General features: G+C 60.8%; 22 protein-coding genes and 1 pseudogene. 10 read left to right on the top strand and 13 right to left on the bottom strand.

Going from position 1 to position 20,216, the window contains the following annotated elements:
• Window positions 1-172: 172 nt before the first annotated feature.
• Window positions 173-706 carry a cysteine hydrolase family protein gene (locus tag PMI25_RS24885; protein WP_007966575.1) on the bottom strand — a complete coding sequence of 178 codons (534 nt, stop codon included), beginning with the start codon at window positions 704-706 and terminating at the stop codon, window positions 173-175.
• A 67-nt stretch (window positions 707-773) separates the two neighbouring features.
• Window positions 774-2,501 carry a gamma-glutamyltransferase gene (gene ggt, locus PMI25_RS24880; protein ID WP_007966577.1) on the bottom strand — a complete coding sequence of 576 codons (1,728 nt, stop codon included), beginning with the start codon at window positions 2,499-2,501 and terminating at the stop codon, window positions 774-776.
• A 150-nt stretch (window positions 2,502-2,651) separates the two neighbouring features.
• Between ggt and PMI25_RS24875 the strand changes: the two genes are divergently transcribed.
• On the top strand, window positions 2,652-3,167 hold the full coding sequence (locus tag PMI25_RS24875; protein ID WP_007966578.1) for a methylated-DNA--[protein]-cysteine S-methyltransferase: 516 nt from the start codon (window positions 2,652-2,654) through the stop codon (window positions 3,165-3,167).
• Between the two features lie 127 nt (window positions 3,168-3,294).
• On the opposite strand, the gene PMI25_RS24870 is transcribed toward PMI25_RS24875, so the two are convergent.
• The 4 genes and pseudogenes from PMI25_RS24870 to PMI25_RS24855 form a co-directional block, all read right to left on the bottom strand.
• Window positions 3,295-3,885, bottom strand: coding sequence for an NUDIX domain-containing protein (locus PMI25_RS24870; RefSeq protein WP_007966580.1), 591 nt, complete (start codon window positions 3,883-3,885; stop codon window positions 3,295-3,297).
• 132 nt (window positions 3,886-4,017) lie between these two features.
• A pseudogene (locus PMI25_RS24865) lies at window positions 4,018-5,040 on the bottom strand (chitinase); the annotation flags it as partial.
• A gap of 40 nt (window positions 5,041-5,080) precedes the next feature.
• Entirely contained in the window at window positions 5,081-5,716 is a 636-nt protein-coding gene (locus PMI25_RS24860) for a lytic polysaccharide monooxygenase auxiliary activity family 9 protein (RefSeq protein WP_007966584.1), read from the bottom strand.
• Window positions 5,717-5,939: 223 nt separating this feature from the next.
• The gene (locus PMI25_RS24855; RefSeq protein ID WP_007966586.1) at window positions 5,940-6,377 is read right to left on the bottom strand and encodes a hemerythrin domain-containing protein; all 438 of its coding nucleotides are present in this window, start codon (window positions 6,375-6,377) and stop codon (window positions 5,940-5,942) included.
• Between the two features lie 147 nt (window positions 6,378-6,524).
• Between PMI25_RS24855 and PMI25_RS24850 the strand changes: the two genes are divergently transcribed.
• A complete protein-coding gene (locus tag PMI25_RS24850; protein WP_007966588.1) occupies window positions 6,525-6,950 on the top strand; it encodes a GNAT family N-acetyltransferase in 426 nt (141 codons plus the stop codon).
• 110 nt (window positions 6,951-7,060) lie between these two features.
• Here PMI25_RS24850 and PMI25_RS24845 read toward each other — a convergent pair whose 3' ends face one another.
• On the bottom strand, window positions 7,061-7,411 hold the full coding sequence (locus PMI25_RS24845) for a hypothetical protein (RefSeq protein ID WP_007966590.1): 351 nt from the start codon (window positions 7,409-7,411) through the stop codon (window positions 7,061-7,063).
• Between the two features lie 134 nt (window positions 7,412-7,545).
• Here PMI25_RS24845 and PMI25_RS24840 point away from each other — a divergent pair, with 134 nt between their 5' ends.
• From PMI25_RS24840 to PMI25_RS24800, 8 genes are all read left to right on the top strand, one after another.
• Window positions 7,546-7,875 (top strand): DUF6388 family protein, encoded by a 330-nt coding sequence (locus PMI25_RS24840; RefSeq protein ID WP_007966592.1) that lies wholly within the window; start codon window positions 7,546-7,548, stop codon window positions 7,873-7,875.
• 25 nt (window positions 7,876-7,900) lie between these two features.
• Window positions 7,901-8,605, top strand: a complete 705-nt coding sequence (locus PMI25_RS24835) for a YoaK family protein (RefSeq protein ID WP_007966593.1) — start codon at window positions 7,901-7,903, stop codon at window positions 8,603-8,605.
• Between the two features lie 238 nt (window positions 8,606-8,843).
• Window positions 8,844-9,236, top strand: coding sequence for a sulfurtransferase complex subunit TusD (tusD, locus tag PMI25_RS24825; protein WP_007966595.1), 393 nt, complete (start codon window positions 8,844-8,846; stop codon window positions 9,234-9,236).
• 1 nt (window position 9,237) lies between these two features.
• Window positions 9,238-9,594, top strand: coding sequence for a sulfurtransferase complex subunit TusC (gene tusC / locus PMI25_RS24820; RefSeq protein ID WP_007966597.1), 357 nt, complete (start codon window positions 9,238-9,240; stop codon window positions 9,592-9,594).
• Window positions 9,594-9,887, top strand: coding sequence for a sulfurtransferase complex subunit TusB (gene tusB, locus PMI25_RS24815; protein ID WP_007966599.1), 294 nt, complete (start codon window positions 9,594-9,596; stop codon window positions 9,885-9,887). The genes tusC and tusB overlap by 1 nt, the downstream gene beginning before the upstream one ends.
• Window positions 9,884-10,219: a TusE/DsrC/DsvC family sulfur relay protein gene (locus PMI25_RS24810; protein ID WP_007966601.1), complete on the top strand. Its 336-nt coding sequence runs from the start codon at window positions 9,884-9,886 to the stop codon at window positions 10,217-10,219. The genes tusB and PMI25_RS24810 overlap by 4 nt, the downstream gene beginning before the upstream one ends.
• Entirely contained in the window at window positions 10,216-11,217 is a 1,002-nt protein-coding gene (locus PMI25_RS24805; RefSeq protein WP_007966603.1) for a glycosyl transferase family protein, read from the top strand. Before PMI25_RS24810 ends, PMI25_RS24805 begins: the two co-directional genes overlap by 4 nt.
• Before the next feature lie 91 nt (window positions 11,218-11,308).
• Window positions 11,309-12,310, top strand: a complete 1,002-nt coding sequence (locus PMI25_RS24800) for a glutathione S-transferase family protein (RefSeq protein WP_007966605.1) — start codon at window positions 11,309-11,311, stop codon at window positions 12,308-12,310.
• Window positions 12,311-12,426: 116 nt separating this feature from the next.
• Here the strand turns inward: PMI25_RS24800 and cysG are convergent, their stop codons facing one another.
• The 6 genes from cysG to PMI25_RS24770 all read right to left on the bottom strand — a co-directional run bounded on the left by cysG (window position 12,427) and on the right by PMI25_RS24770 (window position 20,102).
• Window positions 12,427-13,821 (bottom strand): siroheme synthase CysG, encoded by a 1,395-nt coding sequence (cysG, locus tag PMI25_RS24795; protein WP_007966606.1) that lies wholly within the window; start codon window positions 13,819-13,821, stop codon window positions 12,427-12,429.
• The gene (gene serS, locus PMI25_RS24790; protein ID WP_007966608.1) at window positions 13,822-15,102 is read right to left on the bottom strand and encodes a serine--tRNA ligase; all 1,281 of its coding nucleotides are present in this window, start codon (window positions 15,100-15,102) and stop codon (window positions 13,822-13,824) included.
• 15 nt (window positions 15,103-15,117) lie between these two features.
• Complete coding sequence (crcB, locus tag PMI25_RS24785; RefSeq protein WP_007966609.1) at window positions 15,118-15,492, bottom strand: fluoride efflux transporter CrcB; 375 nt, start codon at window positions 15,490-15,492, stop codon at window positions 15,118-15,120.
• Entirely contained in the window at window positions 15,492-16,814 is a 1,323-nt protein-coding gene (locus PMI25_RS24780; protein WP_003223849.1) for a replication-associated recombination protein A, read from the bottom strand. The genes crcB and PMI25_RS24780 overlap by 1 nt, the downstream gene beginning before the upstream one ends.
• Window positions 16,815-17,005: 191 nt before the next feature.
• Window positions 17,006-17,626 (bottom strand): outer membrane lipoprotein chaperone LolA, encoded by a 621-nt coding sequence (gene lolA, locus PMI25_RS24775; protein ID WP_007966612.1) that lies wholly within the window; start codon window positions 17,624-17,626, stop codon window positions 17,006-17,008.
• A 67-nt stretch (window positions 17,627-17,693) separates the two neighbouring features.
• Window positions 17,694-20,102 carry a DNA translocase FtsK gene (locus PMI25_RS24770; RefSeq protein WP_081755236.1) on the bottom strand — a complete coding sequence of 803 codons (2,409 nt, stop codon included), beginning with the start codon at window positions 20,100-20,102 and terminating at the stop codon, window positions 17,694-17,696.
• Window positions 20,103-20,216 lie beyond the last annotated feature (114 nt).

The following is a 20,216-nucleotide window of genomic DNA, read 5'->3' as shown; positions in this document are numbered from 1 at the left end:
TCCCACAGGGATTTTTTGCTGTACATGAAATCTGTGAATACCACCAATCACTGCGGGAGCCAGCCTGCTGGCGATTGGGTCGGCATAGCTGGCATTTTCATTGACAGGTTCGCCGCCATCGCTGGCTTGCCAGCGATGAGGCCAGTAAGACCGACAGAGGAATTTTCGGGCCTCAGAAAATGATCCCGGCTGCAGGTTTAACGTCGATGCGACCGGTAGCGCCGGTCAGGTGCGCCAGATCCTTGTTGTGTTCGGCGATGATGTCTTCGGCGCTCATGTTGCCGTTGTCGACGGTGGAGTGAGCGTCCGCGACGAGCACCACGTCGTAGCCCAGTTCATGCGCCCTGCGCACGGTGGCGTTGACGCAGTAGTCGGTCTGCAGGCCGCAAATGATCAGACGTTCGAAGTCTTCTCCGGGCAGCAGTTTTCGCAGATCAGTCTGGTAGAACGAATCCCGGGTGGTTTTGCGTACGCGCAGGTCCTGCGTTTCAGTCAGCAGGCTTTCGGCCAGTTGCCAGCCTTCGGCACCATGGGCCAGCGGGCTGTCCTTTTCTTCATGCTGAATCAGCACCACCGGCACACCGGCCGTGCGCGCGCGAGTGCTGAGCTGGTTGATGGTATCGATGACGCGGCGAATGTCGAAGCACTGGTATTCGCCCGAGCAGAGAGCCTGTTGGACGTCGATGATCAGCAATGCGCTAGACATGATGGGTCTTCCTTGATCGATACTCAAGACAGGGGCCGGGCCTGAGCCCGCCCCCTTTTTACGCCTCTCAATAGCCCAGTGACAACCCGGTATTGCGCCGTGGATCGTTGGCCCCGTAGAAACGGTTCTTGCCCACCGGTTTACCGCCCAGCGACGGCGCGCCGACCAGGATCGCGGCGATGTGGTTGGCGTCCTGCGGCCCGGCGAACTTGTGGCCCCAGCTCTCGAGAATCTTCTTCGTATCCGGGCTGGCCGCGAAGGCTTCGAGGTTGGTTTCTTCAGGCATCCATTGCTGGTGGAAACGCGGCGCGTCGACCGCCTCTTGCAAGCCCATGCCGTAATCGATGACATTGAGCATGGTCAACAAGGTCGCAGTGATGATGCGGCTGCCACCCGGGGTGCCGACCACCATGACCACTTTGCCATCCTTGGTGACGATGGTCGGGCTCATCGACGACAGCGGGGTTTTGCCCGGGGCGATGGCATTGGCCTCGCCCTGCACCAGACCGTACATGTTCGGCACGCCGACCTTGGAGGTGAAGTCGTCCATCTCGTCGTTGAGGATCACCCCGGTCTTGCTCGCCATCACGCCGGCGCCGAACCAGTCGTTGAGGGTGTAAGTCACCGACACTGCATTGCCCCATTTGTCGACGATCGAATAGTGCGTGGTGTTGTTGCCTTCATGCGGGGCGACGCCGGGTTTCAGTTCGGCGGAGATGCCAGCCTTCTGTGGCTGGATCGCGTTACGCAGTTTGGTCGCGTAGTTCTTGTCCAGCAGATGTTCGATCGGATTCTTCACAAAATCCGGATCGCCCAGATAGCTGTTGCGGTCCACGTAAGCGTGGCGCATCGCTTCGATCTGGTAGTGCATGCCCTGGGCCGAATGGAAGCCCAGATCCTTCATCGGATAGCCTTCGAGGATGTTCATGATCTCGCAGATCACCACCCCGCCGGAGCTTGGCGGTGGCGCCGAGACCACGTGGTAGCCACGGTAATCGCACTCAACCGGCGCCAGCTCGCGGGTCTTGTATTTGTCGAGGTCGGCCTGGGTAATGATGCCCTTGTTGGCCTGACTGGACGTGACGATGGCGTCGGCCACCCAGCCTTTATAGAAGCCGTCGGCGCCTTTTTCCGAAATGGTGCGCAGGGTTTTCGCCAGATCCTTCTGCACCAGTTTCTGCCCGACCTGCATCGGTTCGCCGTTGTGCAGGAAGATCGAGCCGGAATCACGCATGTCCTTCTTGAACACATCGGTGGCGTAGTCCAGCAGATCGACGTCGCCCTGCTCCAGCTCGAAGCCGTCTTCAGCCAGTTTGATCGCCGGGGCGATCATGTCCTTGCGCGGTTTGGTGCCGTACTTGCTCAGCGCCAGCTCCATACCCGACACGGTGCCCGGCACCGCCACGGCGAGGTGACCACGGGTGCTCAGATCGGGAACGACGTTGCCGTCCTTGTCCAGGTACATGTTGGCAGTCGCCGCCAGCGGGGCTTTTTCGCGGAAGTCGAGAAAGGTCTTGCGCCCGTCCGCCAGTTGAATGGTCATGAAACCGCCACCGCCGAGGTTGCCAGCCGCGGGATACACCACCGCCAGCGCATAGCCCACAGCGACCGCTGCATCCACCGCATTGCCGCCGTTTTTCAACACATCGACGCCGACATGGGAGGCCAGGTGTTGGGCGGTGACCACCATGCCGTTCTCGGCGGCCACCGGGGCCACCGAAGCGGCGTGGGCCATCAGGCAGCTCAGTGCCAGTGAAGTCGCGATCAGCGTTTTGGCCAAAGGTTCGTACTTCATGAGTAGATCTCTTTTTTGTTATTGGATTCTGTGCAGAACAGAGGGGAACGCTGCAAAAGCACCTAGCAGTATGGTCGCTATTACGATTTGCGCCTCCCCGCTCAGGCAGTATGCTGGACGCCTTTGCCGCGCCGATCCGGAGTTTTGCCCATGGCCTACACGTTCATCACCCTGCCCTCGCCGGTCGGCGAATTGAAGCTGGTCGCGAACGGCTTGCGACTGGCGGCCATCCTCTGGGAAAACGACAAACCCAATCGCGTGCGCCTGGGACCGATGACAGAGGAACCGGACAATCCGGTACTGCGCAAAACCGCACAGCAGCTCGAAGAATATTTTGCCGGCGGCCGTGATCGCTTCGAACTGGAGCTGGATTTTGTCGGCACCGATTTTCAGAAAAAGGTCTGGGCGGCGTTGCTGACCATTCCGTTTGGCGAAACCCGCACTTACAGCCAGATCGCCGAGCAGATCGGCAATCCGACAGCCGTGCGCGCGGTGGGAGCGGCGAATGGGCGCAATCCGATTTCGATTGTGGCGCCGTGTCATCGGGTGATTGGTGCGTCGGGGAAATTGACCGGGTTTGCGGGTGGGCTTGAGGCCAAAGAGCGGTTGCTGGTGCTGGAGGGTGGTGAATGGTCTGATGTCGGTAGAACAGGCGACCTGTTTTAACCCTGCAAATGCCATCGTGTGGCGAGGGAGCTTGCTCCCGCTCCAGTGCGTAGCACTGGCAAAAACCTGGGGCCGCTGCGCAGCCCAGCGGGAGCAAGCTCCCTCGCCACAATGGATTGACGCTGAATCAGGTGTTGAAAAGGTTATTCATTGCTGCGTACTGCAACAGCATGATGGTCTTGGCATCGCAGATCTCGCCACGCTGGAACGCCGCGAGTGCTTCATCGAAGCCCCACTCGAGCACTTCCAGCTCTTCGGTTTCCTCTTCCAATCCGCCACCCTCGCTGACCTTCGACTTCGCGTCGTACTCGGCAATAAAGAAGTGCAGCTTTTCGGTCACCGAACCGGGGCTCATGTAAGCCTCGAATACCTTCTTCACGTCGTGCACGCGGTAGCCGGTTTCTTCTTCGGCCTCGTCGCGAATCCGCTGTTCCGGCGCCGCACCTTCCAGCAGTCCCGCCGCTACTTCGATCAGCAATCCATCGTGACCGTTGACGAACACCGGCAGGCGGAATTGGCGGGTCAGCACCACCGTGCGCTGTACGCGGTTGAACAACAGGATCGCCGCACCATTGCCACGGTCGTAGACTTCGCGGGTCTGCCGCTGCCAGTCGCCGTTGTTGCGCAGGTAGTCGAAGGTGATCTTCTTCAACAGGTACCAGTCGTGGGACAACACCTCAGTGTCGACAATGTTGACCCGCTCGGCTGTCTTGGTCATGAAGCCTGATCCTTGTGTCATCGGAAAACGCCCATAGTCGATTAATCGCGCGCACAAAAAAAGCCCGGCAGCGCTACCGGGCTTCTTTATTTGCGGTTAACGGGCGAGGCGCGACAACGCGTCGTCCGTTTCCTGCTCCGCTGTTCGGGCGCCATGAATCAGCGGCCCATAACGCCGGCTGAACTCCCAATTGTACGGCACGCGATCCTTGCTGACGCCGTTGTCCCAGTTCACCGACCAGGTCATCAGCCCCTTGATCGGCAGCCCTTTGATCGCCAGACGCTTGAGCGCATTGCCCACCGCGGTGCTGTCGATCACATAACCGGTGGCGGCCGCATCGACGTTGGCCGGCAGGCCGATGACGAATTTGTCCGCCGGGATTTTGCTGAAACCCCGGGTGCCGGTCACCAGACTTTCGGTCAGGTAATAGAGGAAGTCCTCTTTCAGCGCATCGTTGTTCTGCGCGATCCAAGCGCCATTGCCATTATTGGCTTCCGGCACCCAGACCCCGTCGCCGCCCTGGTTGTAGAACTGCGGCGCGATGAAGTCGTAATAGCCTTCCAGCGCCTGCAGGTAACCGACGTATTTGCCGTTGGTGGTCAGGTACGGAAACTCCGGGGCCATGCTGATGATGAAGTGCTTGCCCTGGCCTGCGTAGTGATCCTTGACCAGTTTCAGCGCGGCCGGCAGCACGGTCTTGTTGGCCGCGAAATCAATCGCGCTCTGTTCAAGATCGATGTCCAGCCCATCGAAGCCATAAGTTTCCACCAGACGAATGATTTCATTGGCCAGTGGTTGCTCCTGTCCGGCCCGCAACTCGATGTGCGCATCGGCGCCACCCAGGGACAGCAGCACCGCCCGCCCCTGGCTGTTGAGCACGCCGACCTGACGCCGGAACTCGGCATCGGAGACGTTGTAGGGCTTGAAGGTCGGAATTCCGCTGCCCTTCATGAACGCCACGGCGACCACGTTGTACTCTTTGGGCACCGCTTCCAGAGCGATTTCGGCGAAACGGCCCTGACGGTAGCCGTCACTCGGACCCGCCGGCCAGTTGTGCCAGAAGCCCATGAGTATTTTTTTGCCGGCGATGCTCGGCATCAGCGAAGCCGCGTCAGCCGCCTGGTTTTGCACGAGTGTGAAGTCGATATTTGACATGTTCTAATCCTTCAGAACCTGTGGGTTGAGCGTAACGCCGTTATTTGAAGTCGACGTCGAACGCCTGATAGAACGCGTTACCGGTGTTGGCGACGATCCACATCAGCACGATGACGTGACGGCCCTTTTTGTTGGCCGGCAATTTCACCGAATGATTGACCTTGGCCTTCAGTTCACCCGGATAGTTGTAATACGGCACCTGAGTGTAGAAGTCTTCGGCGAAAGGCTGCGCTTCGAGCTGCGCACGGGAAATACGTTGCTTCGGATCCCAGCCATCCTTGGTGATCATCCAGCGGTAGCCGCGGGTGGTGTGCGGCGCGGTGTATTCCCATTTCACTTCCAGCGTCTGGCCCGGGGTGACACTGAGCAGTGGCCAACTGAACGGACGGTTGAGCTTTTTGCTCATTTCCTCGTCGGTGAAGTTCACGCAGTCACGGGCATCGGTCTTGCCACCGCTGAGGATGTAACCGTCGGCGGGCGGCGTGACGCTGTCACTGTCGCTGCCATACGGCGCAGGAAAAGGCCCTGCGATCAGCGCCGGGAAGTTCTTGCCGCCTTCCATTTCGTTGACCTGCCAGGCACCGAGCAATCCTTGCTCGATGGCTACCGCACCGCGGCTGGCTGGAGAGGTGACGCGACCGTGTCGCAGTTGGGTTTGAGCTTGTGGTTGGTTCATGTTTTTCACTCCGTTGATTTAAGAACTCTCCTGTCCGAGGAGAGGCCTTCAAGCTAACGGAGGTGGATTTTTTGTCCATCGGCGGTTTTGTCGCAGGCCATCGACGGCTCAAGCGGAAAACCCCGAAAATACTGGATGAATATACAGTCATTTGCGACAACGCTCACCTGACGCATGGCTAAAGGCCTACACGCCGGCACAGCAAAAACCTGCAATCATCCCCTCACTCCAGTTGTGCCTGGTATTCCTTTTCATATTGCCCTGCGAGTTGCTCTTTCTGCTTTTCGTTGAGCAGCTTGCCAGCCATCTGGAAGAACTTCTGCTCTTCTTCCTTCAGATGGTGGTGGACCTTGTCCGAGAGTTTTTTCGCGGTGGCCAGCCAGGCCGGGCTGGACATTTCTGTCTCGTCCAGCTCTTCCATCATCTCGTCCATTTCATGGTGTTCGGAGATGGCGTGACGGCTGAGGTCGACGCCGTTGTCGAACTCCATCAACGGGATATAGAAGTGGCGTTCTTCGGCGGTTTCATGGGCCTGGAGTTCGGACTTGAGCTGCTTGTAGGCCTCAACCCGCTCCGGGGTGTCGCCGCTGGTTTCGACCAGGGCTTTGGCGTAATTGCGCTGGCGGTCGTGGCTTTCGCGAAGGGCTTCGAAAATGTTCATGGGGGATCCTCATCAACCGCGTTCGGAATGACGCTGTAAAGGCTAGACCCCGGCGCGACAGCGGCGGTTCCAACGGGATGAGCAAGGACTTGGAAGATGCTCCTTGCACAGGATAGGCTGGCGGTTCATCTCACAAGGAAGTTGCACATGACGTTGCGAATCGAGCTGTCGCAGAGCCCTACGGAAGAACAGCGCAAGGCCATCCTCGAGCCTTTGATTGCCTATAACGACGCCCAGACCGGCGGCTCCAAGTCGGAGCCCTTCGCCCTGCTGGTGCGCGATGAACACGACGCGATACTCGGCGGTTTGTATGGCCGGGTGATTTTTACCTGGATGTACATTGAATTGCTGTGCGTACCGGAACAGGGTCGCGGGCAACGCATCGGTTCGGAATTGATGGCCATGGCGGAAAATCTGGCCAGAGAGAAGAACTGCCTGGGCATCTGGCTGGACACCTTCGATTTTCAGGCGCCGGCGTTCTACGAGAAGCTGGGATTCAGCCAGTTTGGCGAGATTGTCGACTACCCGCCGGGGCATAGTCGGCATTATTTCCAGAAGCGCTTGATCGGTTGAATTCACTGGCCCTATCGCGAGCAGGCTCACTCCTACAGGATCGGTGGCGAACACAAATCCAGTGTGGGAGCCAGCCTGCTGGCGAAGACGGCAGCCGCTTCAGCGCAATATCAAAGACAGGTCGCCAACCCCGCCAATCGGCGCTTGGCAACAAAATCATCCTTCTGCGCGTAGTAGTTGAGCACCGTGCCCGACGCATCGCTGGTCACATCGACAAACGACTCCGCCGAGCGCGTGTACACGGTCGAGCCACCCTTCTTGCCCGGTTGCAGATACGCGCCGGCATCCACGCCAAATACCGCTTCGTCCTGCCAGGCGAATTGCACGCACTGAGCCACGACTTTCTCGGGCTTGTCCGAGGTCAGAACCTTGTACGGGGCTTTGGTGCGAGAATCGTCCATCACCGAACCCGCGCAACCGGCCAGCACGCTCGCGGCCAGCGCTACCATCAGAATTCGCATTGCATTCGCTCATTCAGAAAAAAGCGGACTGTATCACCGCAACAGGCAAAATCGTTCTGCTTTACTGCATTTATAGCGCGACACACACCGGCCGCTCCGGCACCCTAGGGTCATCAGCCTCACAAGGAACCTACATGGCGCCCACCGACCAGCGACATGAACAAGCCCTGAAACTGTTTCTCGACGCACGCCCCGAACTGCGCGAAACCCTCGATCATCTCAACCCGCTGCTGGCTCAGGCCAAGGGCGAAACCCCGGCACAGTACCGTGAAGAACGCCTGCACGAAGCCTTCGAGGCCGAGGCGGAGAATCAAGGCCTGTTCGCTTGGGAACTGACCTTGCTTCTTACGGCGGCAACGCCCGAGGACTATCAGGCCCAGCGCATGGAGGTACACCGTGAGGTGGCGGAAATGGCGCACATGAGCTGGGCGGATTACTGCGATCTTTATGGGTTGGAACCGTAACCGCCGCTGAAGGATATCGTCGCCGATGCTGCCCTCCACTTCGACTCACCGCGCCACTTCCGGGCATCTGCACCGGCAGAAATGGCGCGGCCGCATCGGTCTGGCGCTGGTCGCCAGCCTGTCAGTGCTGGCCGGCATGACCGACGCGATCGGCTTCATGGCCAGCGGCGATTTCGTTTCGTTCATGAGCGGCAACACCACGCGGCTGGCGGTGGCGATCAGTGACGGCGACCTCGGACTGACCTTGCGCCTGATCATCCTCGTCGTCACCTTCGTGATCGGTAACGCCTTGGGGATCGTGATCGGGCGCCTCGGTGGGCGGCGCACATTGCCCTTGTTACTGTGCATCGCCACCCTGCTCTGCCTGGCGGCGGCCTGGCCATATGACACGCAACTGCCGGCGCTGCTGGCGGCGATCATCGCGATGGGCATGCTCAATGCGGCGGTCGAGGAAGTGAACGGTCTGCCGGTCGGCCTGACCTACGTGACCGGAGCGCTGTCGCGCTTCGGCCGTGGACTGGGGCGCTGGATGCTCGGCGAACGCCGGAACGGCTGGCGGGTGCAACTGGTGCCGTGGAGCGGGATGTTCATCGGCGCAATTCTCGGCGCGGTGCTGGAACAGCATTTCGGGCTTCGGGCATTGTTCGCCAGCGGCTTGCTGGCGGCGGCGCTGGGCGTGCTGTCGCTGACGATTCCGCGTCGTTGGCAACTAGGCTATATGCCCCGCTGATTGAGGCTTCACTCAAATCCCCTGTAGGAGCTGACGAGTGAAACGAGGCTGCGATCTCTTGATCTTGCTTGTAAAGATCAAAAGATCGCAGCGTGCCGCAGCTCCTACATGGATTTGCGCTGTGACCGGTAGCTGCAGGCGGACAGTTATTCCCGCGCAATCGGTGTGTACAACTTGGGTTTCGCGGCTGCCTCGATAAAGCTTTATCATGGCCGCAGTTTTGCTGATCGAGTCCGTCATGAAGTTCGCCATCGCGCTGTTTTCCGCCGCCCATGCGCCCTCCTCGCGCCGCGCCCTGCTGTTTGCGCAGTCTGCGCTGGCCGGCGGGCATGAGATTGTCCGGCTGTTTTTCTATCAGGACGGCGTGTACAACGCCTCGGACGCGGTGGTCACCCCGCAGGACGAACTGGACCTGCCCAAACAGTGGCGCACATTCATCAGCGAGCAGCAACTGGACGGCGTGGTGTGCATCGCCGCCGCCTTGCGCCGTGGCGCACTGAATGACGAAGAAGCCAGGCGCTACCAGCGTGAGGCGGTCGCGGTCAGCGCGCCGTGGGAATTGTCCGGCCTCGGCCAGTTGCACGATGCGGTGCAGGACGCCGATCGCCTGATCTGTTTCGGAGGCGCGTGAGATGGCCAGATCCCTGTTGATCATCAGCCGCCAGTCGCCGTGGTCCGGCCCCGGCGCCCGCGAAGCGCTGGACATCGTACTGGCCGGCGGCGCGTTCGATCTGCCGATCGGCCTGCTGTTTCTCGATGACGGCGTGTTGCAACTGGCCGCCGGGCAGAACGCCAAGGCCCTGCAACAGAAAGACCTCAGCGCCAACCTGCAGGCGCTGCCGATGTTCGGCGTTGAAGAACTGTTCTACTGCACCGACAGCGCCAGCGCCCGTGGCCTGAGCACGCTGTCGCTGGACGAAGCGCAGCCACTCGGCGCCAGCGAAATCACCGCCCTCATTGACCGTTACGACCAGGTGATCACCCTCTGATGTCGACTTTGCATGTGTTGTCTCATTCCCCGTTCGGCGACGAGCGCCTGAGCAGTTGCCTGCGCGTGATCGGCGCTGCTGACGCGTTGCTGTTATCCGGCGATGCAGTCTACGCCCTGCAACCGGGCACTGCGCCATTCGCTACGTTGAACGCACGCCGAGTCAAGCTATTCGCCCTCGCCGAAGACCTGCTGGCCCGCGCCATCGTTGCTCCCGACTGGGCTGAAGCCATCGATTACCCGGCGTTCGTCGAACTGTCGATCCACCACGACAAGGTCAACAGTTGGCTATGAACTCGATGACTGTCGGCGCCCGCGCCATCGAACTGGACAAGGACGGCTTTCTGGTCGACCTCGACGACTGGTCCCATGACGTCGCCAGCGCCCTCGCCGCCGCTGAAGAGATCGAACTGACTGCCGAACACTGGGAAGTCCTCGAACTGCTGCGCAGCTTCTACGCCGAGTTCCAGTTGTCACCGGCCACGCGCCCGCTGATCAAGTACACCGCACTCAAACTCGGCGCGGACAAAGGCAACAGCCTGCACCTGAACCGACTGTTCAAAGGCACCCCCGCCAAACTCGCCGCGAAACTGGCGGGCCTGCCCAAACCGACGAACTGTTTATGACCGATTTTCCAGCGCTGACCCTCGAAACGCCCGCCGAGCACCCGTTCGCCCAATTCGTGCGAATCCTCGGCAAAGGCAAACGCGGCGCCCGCGACCTGACCCGTGAAGAAGCCCGGGAAGCCATGGGCATGGTGCTCGACGACAAAGTCGAAGACACCCAGCTCGGGGCCTTTCTGATGCTGCTGCGGCACAAGGAAGAAAGCGCCGAGGAAATGGCCGGTTTCACCGAAGCCTTGCGCGAGCGCTTGCAGGCACCAACGCTGAACGTCGATCTGGACTGGCCGACCTACGCCGGCAAGAAACGTCATCTGCCGTGGTATCTGCTGTCGGCCAAGTGCCTGGCGCAAAACGGCGTGCGAATCTTCATGCACGGCGGCGGCGCGCACACCGCCGGGCGGCTGTACACCGAACAATTGCTTGGCGAGCTGAACATTCCGCTGTGCCGCACCTGGCAGCAGGTCGGCAGCGCACTGGACAACGGCGGTCTGGCGTTCATGCCGCTGATGGACTGGGCGCCGCAGTTGCAGAAGATGATCGACCTGCGCAACACCATGGGCCTGCGCTCGCCGATCCATTCGCTGGCACGCATCCTCAATCCACTGCGCGCCCGTTGTGGTCTGCAAAGTATCTTCCACCCGGGCTATCAAGCGGTGCATCGCGAGGCCAGCGGTTTGCTCGGCGACACGGCGATCGTGGTCAAGGGCGACGGCGGCGAGATCGAGATCAACCCGGATGCCGACAGCCATCTCTATGGCACCAAGGGCGGCGAGAGCTGGGATGAAGAATGGCCACAACTGTCGAGCCAGCGCCACGTCAAACCGGCCACGCTGGACGTTGAACATCTGAAAGCGGTGTGGCGCGGCGAGGTGGTCGACAGCTATCCGCAAATGGCCCTGATCTCGACCATGGCCCTGGCCCTGCGTGGCCTCGGTCAAAGCCGCGAGCAAGCGTTCGAAACCGCCGAGCAATACTGGGCCGCACGCAACAAATCGATATAACCGATCATAGACGCCCGATCTTTGCGCTTTTTGTTCGAACTCATCGGAATAGACTCGGCTCCAACGCTTATTGGATTCAGGAGTCTTGATCATGGGTTTACTCGTCGATGGCCACTGGCAGGACAAGTGGTACGAAAGCAGCAAGGACGGCGCGTTCCAGCGCGAACAGGCGCAACGCCGTAACTGGGTCACCACTGACGGCCAGCCCGGGCCGAGCGGTGATGGTGGTTTTGCCGCCGAGGCCGGGCGCTATCACCTCTATGTCTCCCTCGCCTGCCCGTGGGCACACCGCACGCTGATCCTGCGCAAGCTCAAAGGCCTGGAAAGCCTGATCGACGTGTCCGTGGTCAGCTGGCTGATGCTGGAAAACGGCTGGACCTTCGACAAGACGCTTGGCTCGACTGGCGATAAGCTCGACCACTTCGACTTCATGCATCAGCGCTACACCGCCGACGCGCGGGACTACACCGGCCGCGTCACCGTGCCGGTGCTGTGGGACAAGAAGCTCAAGCGCATCGTCAGCAATGAATCGGCGGAAATCATCCGCATGTTCAACAGCGCCTTCGATGGCCTGACCGGTAACGAGCTGGACTTCTACCCGGCGCCATTACGCGGTGAGATCGATGCATTGAACGAGCGGATTTATCCGGCGGTGAACAACGGCGTGTATCGCGCCGGCTTCGCCACCTCGCAACAGGCTTATGAAGAGGCGTTCGATGAGGTGTTTGCAGAGCTGGATCATCTGGAGCGGGTGCTGGACGCCAACCGCTACTTGACTGGCGAGTACCTGACCGAGGCCGATGTGCGACTGTTCACCACGCTGATTCGCTTCGATGCGGTGTACCACGGGCACTTCAAGTGCAATCTGCGGCGGATTGCCGATTACCCGAACCTGTCGAACTGGCTGCGAGAGCTGTATCAGTGGCCGGGGATTGGCGAGACGGTGGATTTTCAGCACATCAAGAATCATTACTACGGTAGCCACAAGACCATCAATCCGACCGGTGTGGTGCCGAAGGGGCCTGAGCAGGACTTCACCGTGGCCCATGATCGGGCGCGGTTGGGCGGGAAAGGAGTTTGGCAAAGGGGTTAATTGTTTCAGCGTTTTTGAGGGCCTCTTCGCGAGCAAGCTCGCTCCCACATTGAATCTGTGTCGTTCACAAATCTGATGTGGGAGCGAGCTTGCTCGCGAATGAGGGCGACGAGGTTTCAGACTTGCGCCTGAGCCCCTTCGAACCACGCCAGCTTCTCGCGCAGCTGCACCACTTCGCCGACGATCACCAGCGTCGGCGCATGCACTTCATGCTCCGCCACCAGGCGCGGCAAATCGGCCAGCGTACCCGTGAAGACCCGCTGATTGACCGTGGTGCCCTGCTGAATCAATGCCGCCGGGGTGTCCGCGCTGCGACCGTGCCTGATCAACTGCTCGCAGATCACCGGCAAGCCCACCAGCCCCATATAGAACACCAGCGTCTGCGCCGGGGCGACGAGGTCGGCCCACGGCAGATCGGTGGACCCGTCCTTCAGGTGACCGGTGACGAAGCGCACCGACTGCGCGTAATCGCGATGGGTCAGCGGAATCCCGGCATACGCCGCGCAACCGCTGGCCGCCGTGATCCCCGGCACCACCTGGAACGGAATCCCGTGGGCCGCCAGCTCTTCGATCTCTTCACCGCCACGGCCGAAGATGAACGGATCACCGCCCTTCAAGCGCACCACGCGTTTGCCGGCCTTGGCCAGATCCACCAGTTGCTGGTTGATCTGATCCTGTGGCACCGCATGATCAGAGCGACGCTTGCCGACGTAAATGCGTTCGGCATCGCGACGGCACAATTCGAGAATCGCCGGCGCGACCAAGCGGTCGTACAGCACCACATCGGCTTGCTGCATCAGGCGCAAGGCGCGGAAGGTCAGCAGGTCCGGATCACCGGGTCCCGCGCCCACCAGATACACCTCACCATTGGTAACGGTCGCCTCGCCATCGATCTTGGCCTGCAACAGACGCTCGGCTTCAGTGCCCTGCCCGGCCAGTTGTCGATCGGCAATCGGGCCCTGAAACACGTCTTCCCAGAAACCACGGCGCTGCTGCACGTCCGGAAACAGGTTTTTCACCTGATTGCGGAAACGCGCGGCAAGACCGGCCAACTGGCCGTAGGTCGAAGGAATCCAGGTTTCGATCTTGGCGCGAATCAGCCGCGCCAACACCGGCGCATCGCCACCGCTGGACACCGCAATGATCAGCGGCGAACGGTCGACGATCGCCGGGAAGATCACGCTGCACAGATGCGGCGCATCGACCACATTGACCGGCACGCAACGCCGATGGGCATCGCTGGAGACCTGAGCGTTGAGCGTTTCATCGTCGGTAGCGGCGATGATCAGCCCGCAACCGTCCAGGTCCGTTTCCACGTAACCACGCAGCAGACATTCGCCACCGCTGGCGCTGACCAGTTCGCGCAGTTGCGCTTCGATTTCAGGTGCGACCACCCGCAGCAGCGCACCGGCATCGGCCAGCAGGCGGGATTTGCGCAAGGCAATTTCCCCCCCACCGACAACCAACACACGACTGCCGCGCAGGTTGTGAAACAGCGGCAGATATTTCATTTAGCCGATGACCTCAAGGCCACCCATGTACGGCTTCAGCACGTCCGGCACGCGGATCGAACCGTCGGCCTGCTGGTAGTTTTCCAGCACGGCAACCAGGGTACGACCGACAGCCAGACCGGAACCGTTGAGGGTGTGCACCAGCTCAGGCTTGCCGGTTTCCGGGTTGCGGAAACGCGCTTGCATACGACGGGCCTGGAAATCGCCGCAGTTGGAGCACGAGGAAATTTCGCGGTACTTGTCCTGGCTCGGAATCCACACTTCGAGGTCGTAGGTCTTCACGGCGCTGAAGCCCATGTCGCCGGTGCACAGCGCCAGGGTGCGGTAAGGCAGACCCAGCAGTTGCAGGACTTTTTCGGCGTTGGCAGTCAGGCCTTCCAGCGCTTGCATCGAAGTCGACGGCTCGACGATCTGGACCATTTCAACCTTGTCGAACTGGTGCTGACGGATCATGCCGCGGGTGTCGCGACCCGACGCACCGGCTTCGCTGCGGAAGCACGGGGTGTGCGCGACGAACTTGATCGGCAGCAGTTTCGAGTCGACGATTTCACCGGCCACAATGTTGGTCAGCGACACTTCGGCGGTCGGGATCAGGTACAGATCGGCTTCGCCTTCGCGAGCGATCTTGAACAGGTCTTCTTCGAACTTCGGCAGCTGACCGGTGCCTTGCAGCGCCGGGGCCTGAACCAGATAAGGCGTGTAAGCCTCTTCGTAGCCATGCTCGTTGACGTGCAGGTTGATCATGAACTGCGCCAGTGCGCGGTGCAGACGGGCAATCGGGCCGCGCAGCAGGGCGAAACGTGCGCCGGACAGCTTGGCGGCGGTTTCGAAATCCAGCCAGCCGAACTTCTCGCCCAGTGCAACGTGGTCTTTCACTTCGAAATCGAACTGCGTCGGCGTGCCCCAGCGGCGCACTTCGACGTTGTCGTCTTCGTCCTTGCCGACCGGTACCGATTCGTGCGGCAGGTTGGGGATACCCAGCAGGATCGAGTCCAGCTCGGTCTGGATCGCGTCCAGCTCGACTTTACCGGCACTCAGCTCGCCCGCCATGCGCTCGACGTCCGCCATCAGCGGCGCGATGTCTTCGCCGCGCTGCTTGGCCTGACCGATGGATTTGGAACGCGCGTTACGCTCAGCCTGCAGTGCTTCGGTGCGGGTCTGGACGGTCTTGCGCTGTTCTTCCAGCGCTTCGATGCGCGCGGTATCCAGGGCAAAGCCACGGGAAGCCAGGCGGTCCGCTACGTCCTGAAGGTTGCTACGTAACAGTTTGGAATCGAGCATGTCGGTTTCTCGTTATCAAAGTTTGGTCAAGGACAGGCCGGCCCACGTCGCGAGCAGCCCGCCGAATACGCTGATCGCCGCATAGCCCAGGGCCAGCGGCACTTGCCCGCTTTCCAGCAGGCGCACCGTATCCAGTGAAAAGGATGAAAAAGTCGTCAGCCCCCCGAGGAAGCCGACCATCAACCCGGCGCGCACCTCGATCGGCACCTCCGGGCGTATCAAAAACAGGCCGTACAACACGCCAATCAGCAGACAGCCCACGATATTAACGGCCAGCGTCGCGGTATAGAAGTGCCGCGGCCAATTGGCACTGACCCAATTGCCGGTGGCGAAGCGCAACAGCGTGCCGGCAATCCCGCCGACGGAGACCGCAACGATCAATGGAAGCACTATTTTCTCCGCTGCCTTGGGCTTAAACGGTCAAGTTGCGCGAGGTGGTTGAGCTTCTCGCCGATCTTCAATTCCAGGCCACGAGGCACCGGTTGATAGAACGGGATCGGCTCGAGTTCTTCCGGGAAATAATCTTCGCCAGCGGCATAGGCATCCGGTTCGTCGTGGGCGTAACGGTATTCGTCGCCATAGCCCAGTTGCTTCATCAGCTTGGTCGGTGCATTGCGCAAGTGCAGCGGCACTTCCAGCGAACCGTACTCGGCAGCGGCGCGCAGCGCGGTCTTGAAACCCATGTACACCGCGTTGCTTTTTGGCGCGCAGGCCAGATAGGTGATGGCCTGAGCCACCGCCAGTTCGCCTTCGGGGCTGCCAAGACGCTCCTGCACTTCCCACGCCGCCAGGCACAGGCTCAGCGCGCGCGGGTCAGCGTTGCCGATGTCTTCGCTGGCCATGCGCACCACGCGCCGCGCCAGGTACAACGGATCGCAGCCGCCATCGATCATCCGCGCGAACCAGTACAGCGCGCCATCGGGGTTGGAGCCGCGCACTGACTTGTGCAGCGCCGAGATCTGGTCGTAGAACGCTTCGCCGCCCTTGTCGAAGCGCCGCCGGGTGTCGCCGAGCAGGCTTTGCAGCAGCTCGGTGCCCATCTCGCTGTTGTCTTCGGCCAGGTCCGAGGCGTTCTCCAGCAGATTGAGCAGGCGCCGGCCATCGCCATCGGCGGCCGACAGCAGCATCTGGAAGCCTTCATCACTGAGGGTCAGGTTGCGCTTGCCCAGCCCGCGCTCTTCGGTGAGCGCGCGGTGCACCAGTTTGCGCAGCGCCGTTTCGTCGAGGCTTTTCAGCACATAGACGCGGGCCCGCGACAGCAGCGCGTTGTTCAATTCAAACGAAGGGTTTTCGGTGGTGGCGCCGATGAAAATCAGCGTACCGTCCTCGACATAGGGCAGGAAGGCATCCTGCTGCGATTTGTTGAAGCGGTGCACTTCATCGACGAACAGGATCGTGCGCTTGCCGTACTGCCCGGCCTGCTGCTTGGCGATTTCAACGGCCTGACGGATCTCCTTGACCCCGGCGAGTACCGCCGAGACCGTCTCGAAGTGCGCATCCGAGACTTCCGCGAGCAATCGCGCCAGGGTGGTCTTGCCCACCCCCGGCGGGCCCCAGAAGATCATCGAATGCAGGGCACCCTGCTCCAGCGCCTCACGCAGAGGCTTGCCGCGAGCGAGCACGTGCTCCTGACCGACGTACTCATCCAGATTGGTCGCGCGCAAACGCGCGGCCAGTGGCTGGGCAATCGGTGCACTGCGAAACAGATCCATCACGTAGCGTTGAAACCTCTGATTGTCTTAAAGCCTGTTGGAACACCTGTGGCGAGGGAGCTTGCTCCCGCTGGACTGCGTAGCAGTCCCCGCTTTTGATTCAAGAGCGGGGCCGCTTCGCGCCCCAGCGGGAGCAAGCTCCCTCGCCACAAAGGCTCCAAGCCACAAGAGCCCGACCCGGGATCCGGGGTTTATTCCTGAATGACGTCCGCACCCTTCGGGATGTCGAACTTGAACTTCGACGCCGACACCGCTTCGTTGGCCTTGACCCCAGTGAACAGGATGTTGGTGCGCTGGCCGACGCTGTCGATCAGTTGCATGTCATTGACCAGGCCGTTACGGAACGACAGGCGCAGGCTGTCGAACAGGGTGTCCTTGGTTTTCGGCTTGAGGGTGAAGTCGATCACGCCGCCCGCCTCTTTCGCGCTGATCTCGAAGCTCTGGCTGATCTTCGACACGTCACCGGACAGCAGCAGCGCCGGGGTCTGGGTCAAACGCTCGTCGAGCTTCTTGATGGTGGCTTGTTCCAGATCCGGGTCCCACAGGGTGACCTTCTTGCCATCAGAGACCATGGTCTGCTCGTTTGGCGCTTCGGTGTGCCAGTAGAACAGGCCCGGACGCTGCAGAACCATATCACCGCGAGTTTCCTGCAACTGCGTGCCGCTGCCGTCGAGGGTCAGCTGCGAGAAGTTCGCGGTCAGGGTTTTCGATGTTTCCAGCAGTTGGGTCAGACGCGCCACGTCCTTGTCGTCGGCGTGGGCCGTGAACGTGGTCAGCGCCAGTACTGGCAACAGCATGCGGATAAGACGCATGGGAGTCCTCTTGAATACTCGTTGGGAGAGCGGCGGCACATCATTGTCCCGCCTTTTGCTTTTGCAGTCAGTCGCGAACCGGCCCCGGGGCCAGAACTTCACGCGAACCGTTGGTGTTCATCGAGGTGACGACCCCGGCCATTTCCATGGCTTCGATCATGCGCGCAGCGCGGTTGTAACCGATCTTCAGCTTGCGCTGTACCGCGGAAATCGACGCCCGGCGGCTTTCCAGGACGAACTGCACGGCTTCGTCATACAGCGCGTCGGTCTCCGGATCATCACCGTCGCCGCCACCGCTGCTGCCTTCAAAGCCGCTGCCCGCCTCTTCGACACCGTTGAGGATGTCATCGTTGTATTCCGGTGCGCCACGCAGTTTCCAGGCTTCCACCACGCGGTGTACTTCATCGTCGGAAACGAACGCGCCGTGCACCCGGATTGGCAGGCTGGTGCCCGGTGGCATGTAGAGCATGTCACCGTGACCGAGCAGTTGCTCGGCGCCGCCCTGATCGATGATGGTCCGCGAGTCGATCTTGCTCGACACCTGGAACGCCATACGCGTCGGAATGTTGGCCTTGATCAGACCGGTGATCACGTCCACCGATGGCCGCTGGGTCGCGAGGATCAAGTGAATGCCGGCGGCACGCGCCTTTTGCGCAATACGCGCAATCAGCTCTTCAACCTTCTTGCCGACGATCATCATCATGTCGGCGAATTCGTCGACCACCACAACGATGGTCGGCAGCTTCTGCAGCAGCGGCGCTTCGTCGTGAATGCTTTCGCGCTTGTACAGCGGATCGCTCAACGGCTCGCCGGCATCCTGCGCTTCCTTGACCTTGGCGTTGAAGCCGGACAGGTTACGCACCCCCATCTTCGCCATCAGCTTGTAGCGACGTTCCATCTCCGCAACGCTCCAGCGCAGGGCGTTGGCGGCGTCCTTCATGTCGGTCACTACCGGGCACAACAGGTGCGGAATGCCTTCGTAGATCGACAGTTCGAGCATTTTCGGGTCGATCATGATCAGCTTGGCGTCGTCCGGGCCGGATTTGAACAGGATCGACAGGATCATCGCGTTCACCCCCACCGACTTACCGGAACCGGTGGTACCAGCCACCAGCAGGTGCGGCATCTTCGCCAGGTCGGTGATGACCGGTTTGCCGCCGATGTCGTGGCCCAGGGCCAGGGTGACCGGCGATTTGAAGTTGTCGTACTCGGGGGTCGACAGCACTTCGGAGAAACGCACGATCTGCCGGTCTTCGTTGGGAATCTCGATACCGACCGTGGTCTTGCCCGGAATCACCTCGACCACCCGTACACTGGTCACGGCCAGCGAACGTGCAAGGTCTTTCGCCAGGTTGGCAATGCGGCTGACTTTGACGCCGGCGGCAGGCTGGATTTCGTAACGGGTAATCACCGGGCCAGGATGAATCGAGTCCACGGTGACTTCGACGCCGAACTCCTTGAGCTTGATCTCCAGCAAGTGGCCGACCGCAGCCAGGGATTCCGGCGAATAATTGAGTTGTTTCTTTTCCGCAGGATCGAGAATCGAGATCGGCGGCAAGGTGCCTTCCACGGCGCTGTCGACGAACAACGGCGCCTGCTTCTCTTTCTGCACGCGCTTGCTTGGTTCTGGCGCCTTGACCGGAGCCGGGGCAATGACCGGCGGCACCTGCTTCTCGCGATCGGACATGTGCTTGCTCAGGGCCTGCTCACGCTCGATCAGGCGCTCTTTGACTTTGGCCTGTTCACGCTTGTCGGTGACGGTCGGCGCCACCACATCGTGGACGCGGTCATCGACTTCACGCAGTTGCGCAACCAGTTGCTTGCGCTCGGTACGCGCCGACCACCAGCGGTTGACCGCGCCCTGGAACAATTCGAACAGGTCCAGAGTGATCTTGCCGGTCACGTCCATTACCTTGAACCACGACAGATCGGTAAACACGGTCAGGCCGAACAGGAACAGCGCAATGAACAACAGCGTGCTGCCCTGGATATTCAGCGCGTTGCGCGCCAGATCACCAAGGCTTTCGCCCAGCGCCCCGCCCGCTCCCGCCGGCAAACCGGTGGCGGCATGAAAATGAATATGCGCCAGCGCGGCGCCCGACAGCACCAGGAACACCAGACCGATCAGGCGCCATGAGAACAGCCAGCCGCTCCACTGCCACGGCTCGTGACGTTGACGGAAGATCTGATAGGCCTTGACCGCCAGCAGCAGCGGGAAGATGTACGCGAAGTAACCCAGCACCATGAACAGGATGTCTGCGCTGTAGGAACCGGCCGGGCCGCCGAAGTTCTGCACGTCGTCGATCTTGCTGTTGTGGCTCCAGCCGGGATCATCCTTGCCGTAGGTCAGCAAGGCCATCATCAGGAACAGGCACAAGGCACCGATGGCGATCAATGCACCTTCCTTGAGCCGGTAGTGCAATTGCTGGCGCCAGAGCGGAACGACTGTTTTTGGTGCTGCGGTGGATTTCTTCAAAACGCTTCTTTTCCTGCGCCCGGGGCGCGTCCATCTATTGAATGACGATAAAAAACTGCCCAATCCAGGCAGGTAAAAAAGTGAACCGGCGCATCTGAGACTACTTTTAACACT

The sequence above is a fragment of the Pseudomonas sp. GM30 genome (genome assembly GCF_000282275.2).
In the GTDB taxonomy this organism is placed as follows: Bacteria; Pseudomonadota; Gammaproteobacteria; order Pseudomonadales; family Pseudomonadaceae; genus Aquipseudomonas.
Note: the sequence above shows the minus strand (reverse complement) of the source record. Positions and strands in the feature narration are given on the sequence as shown.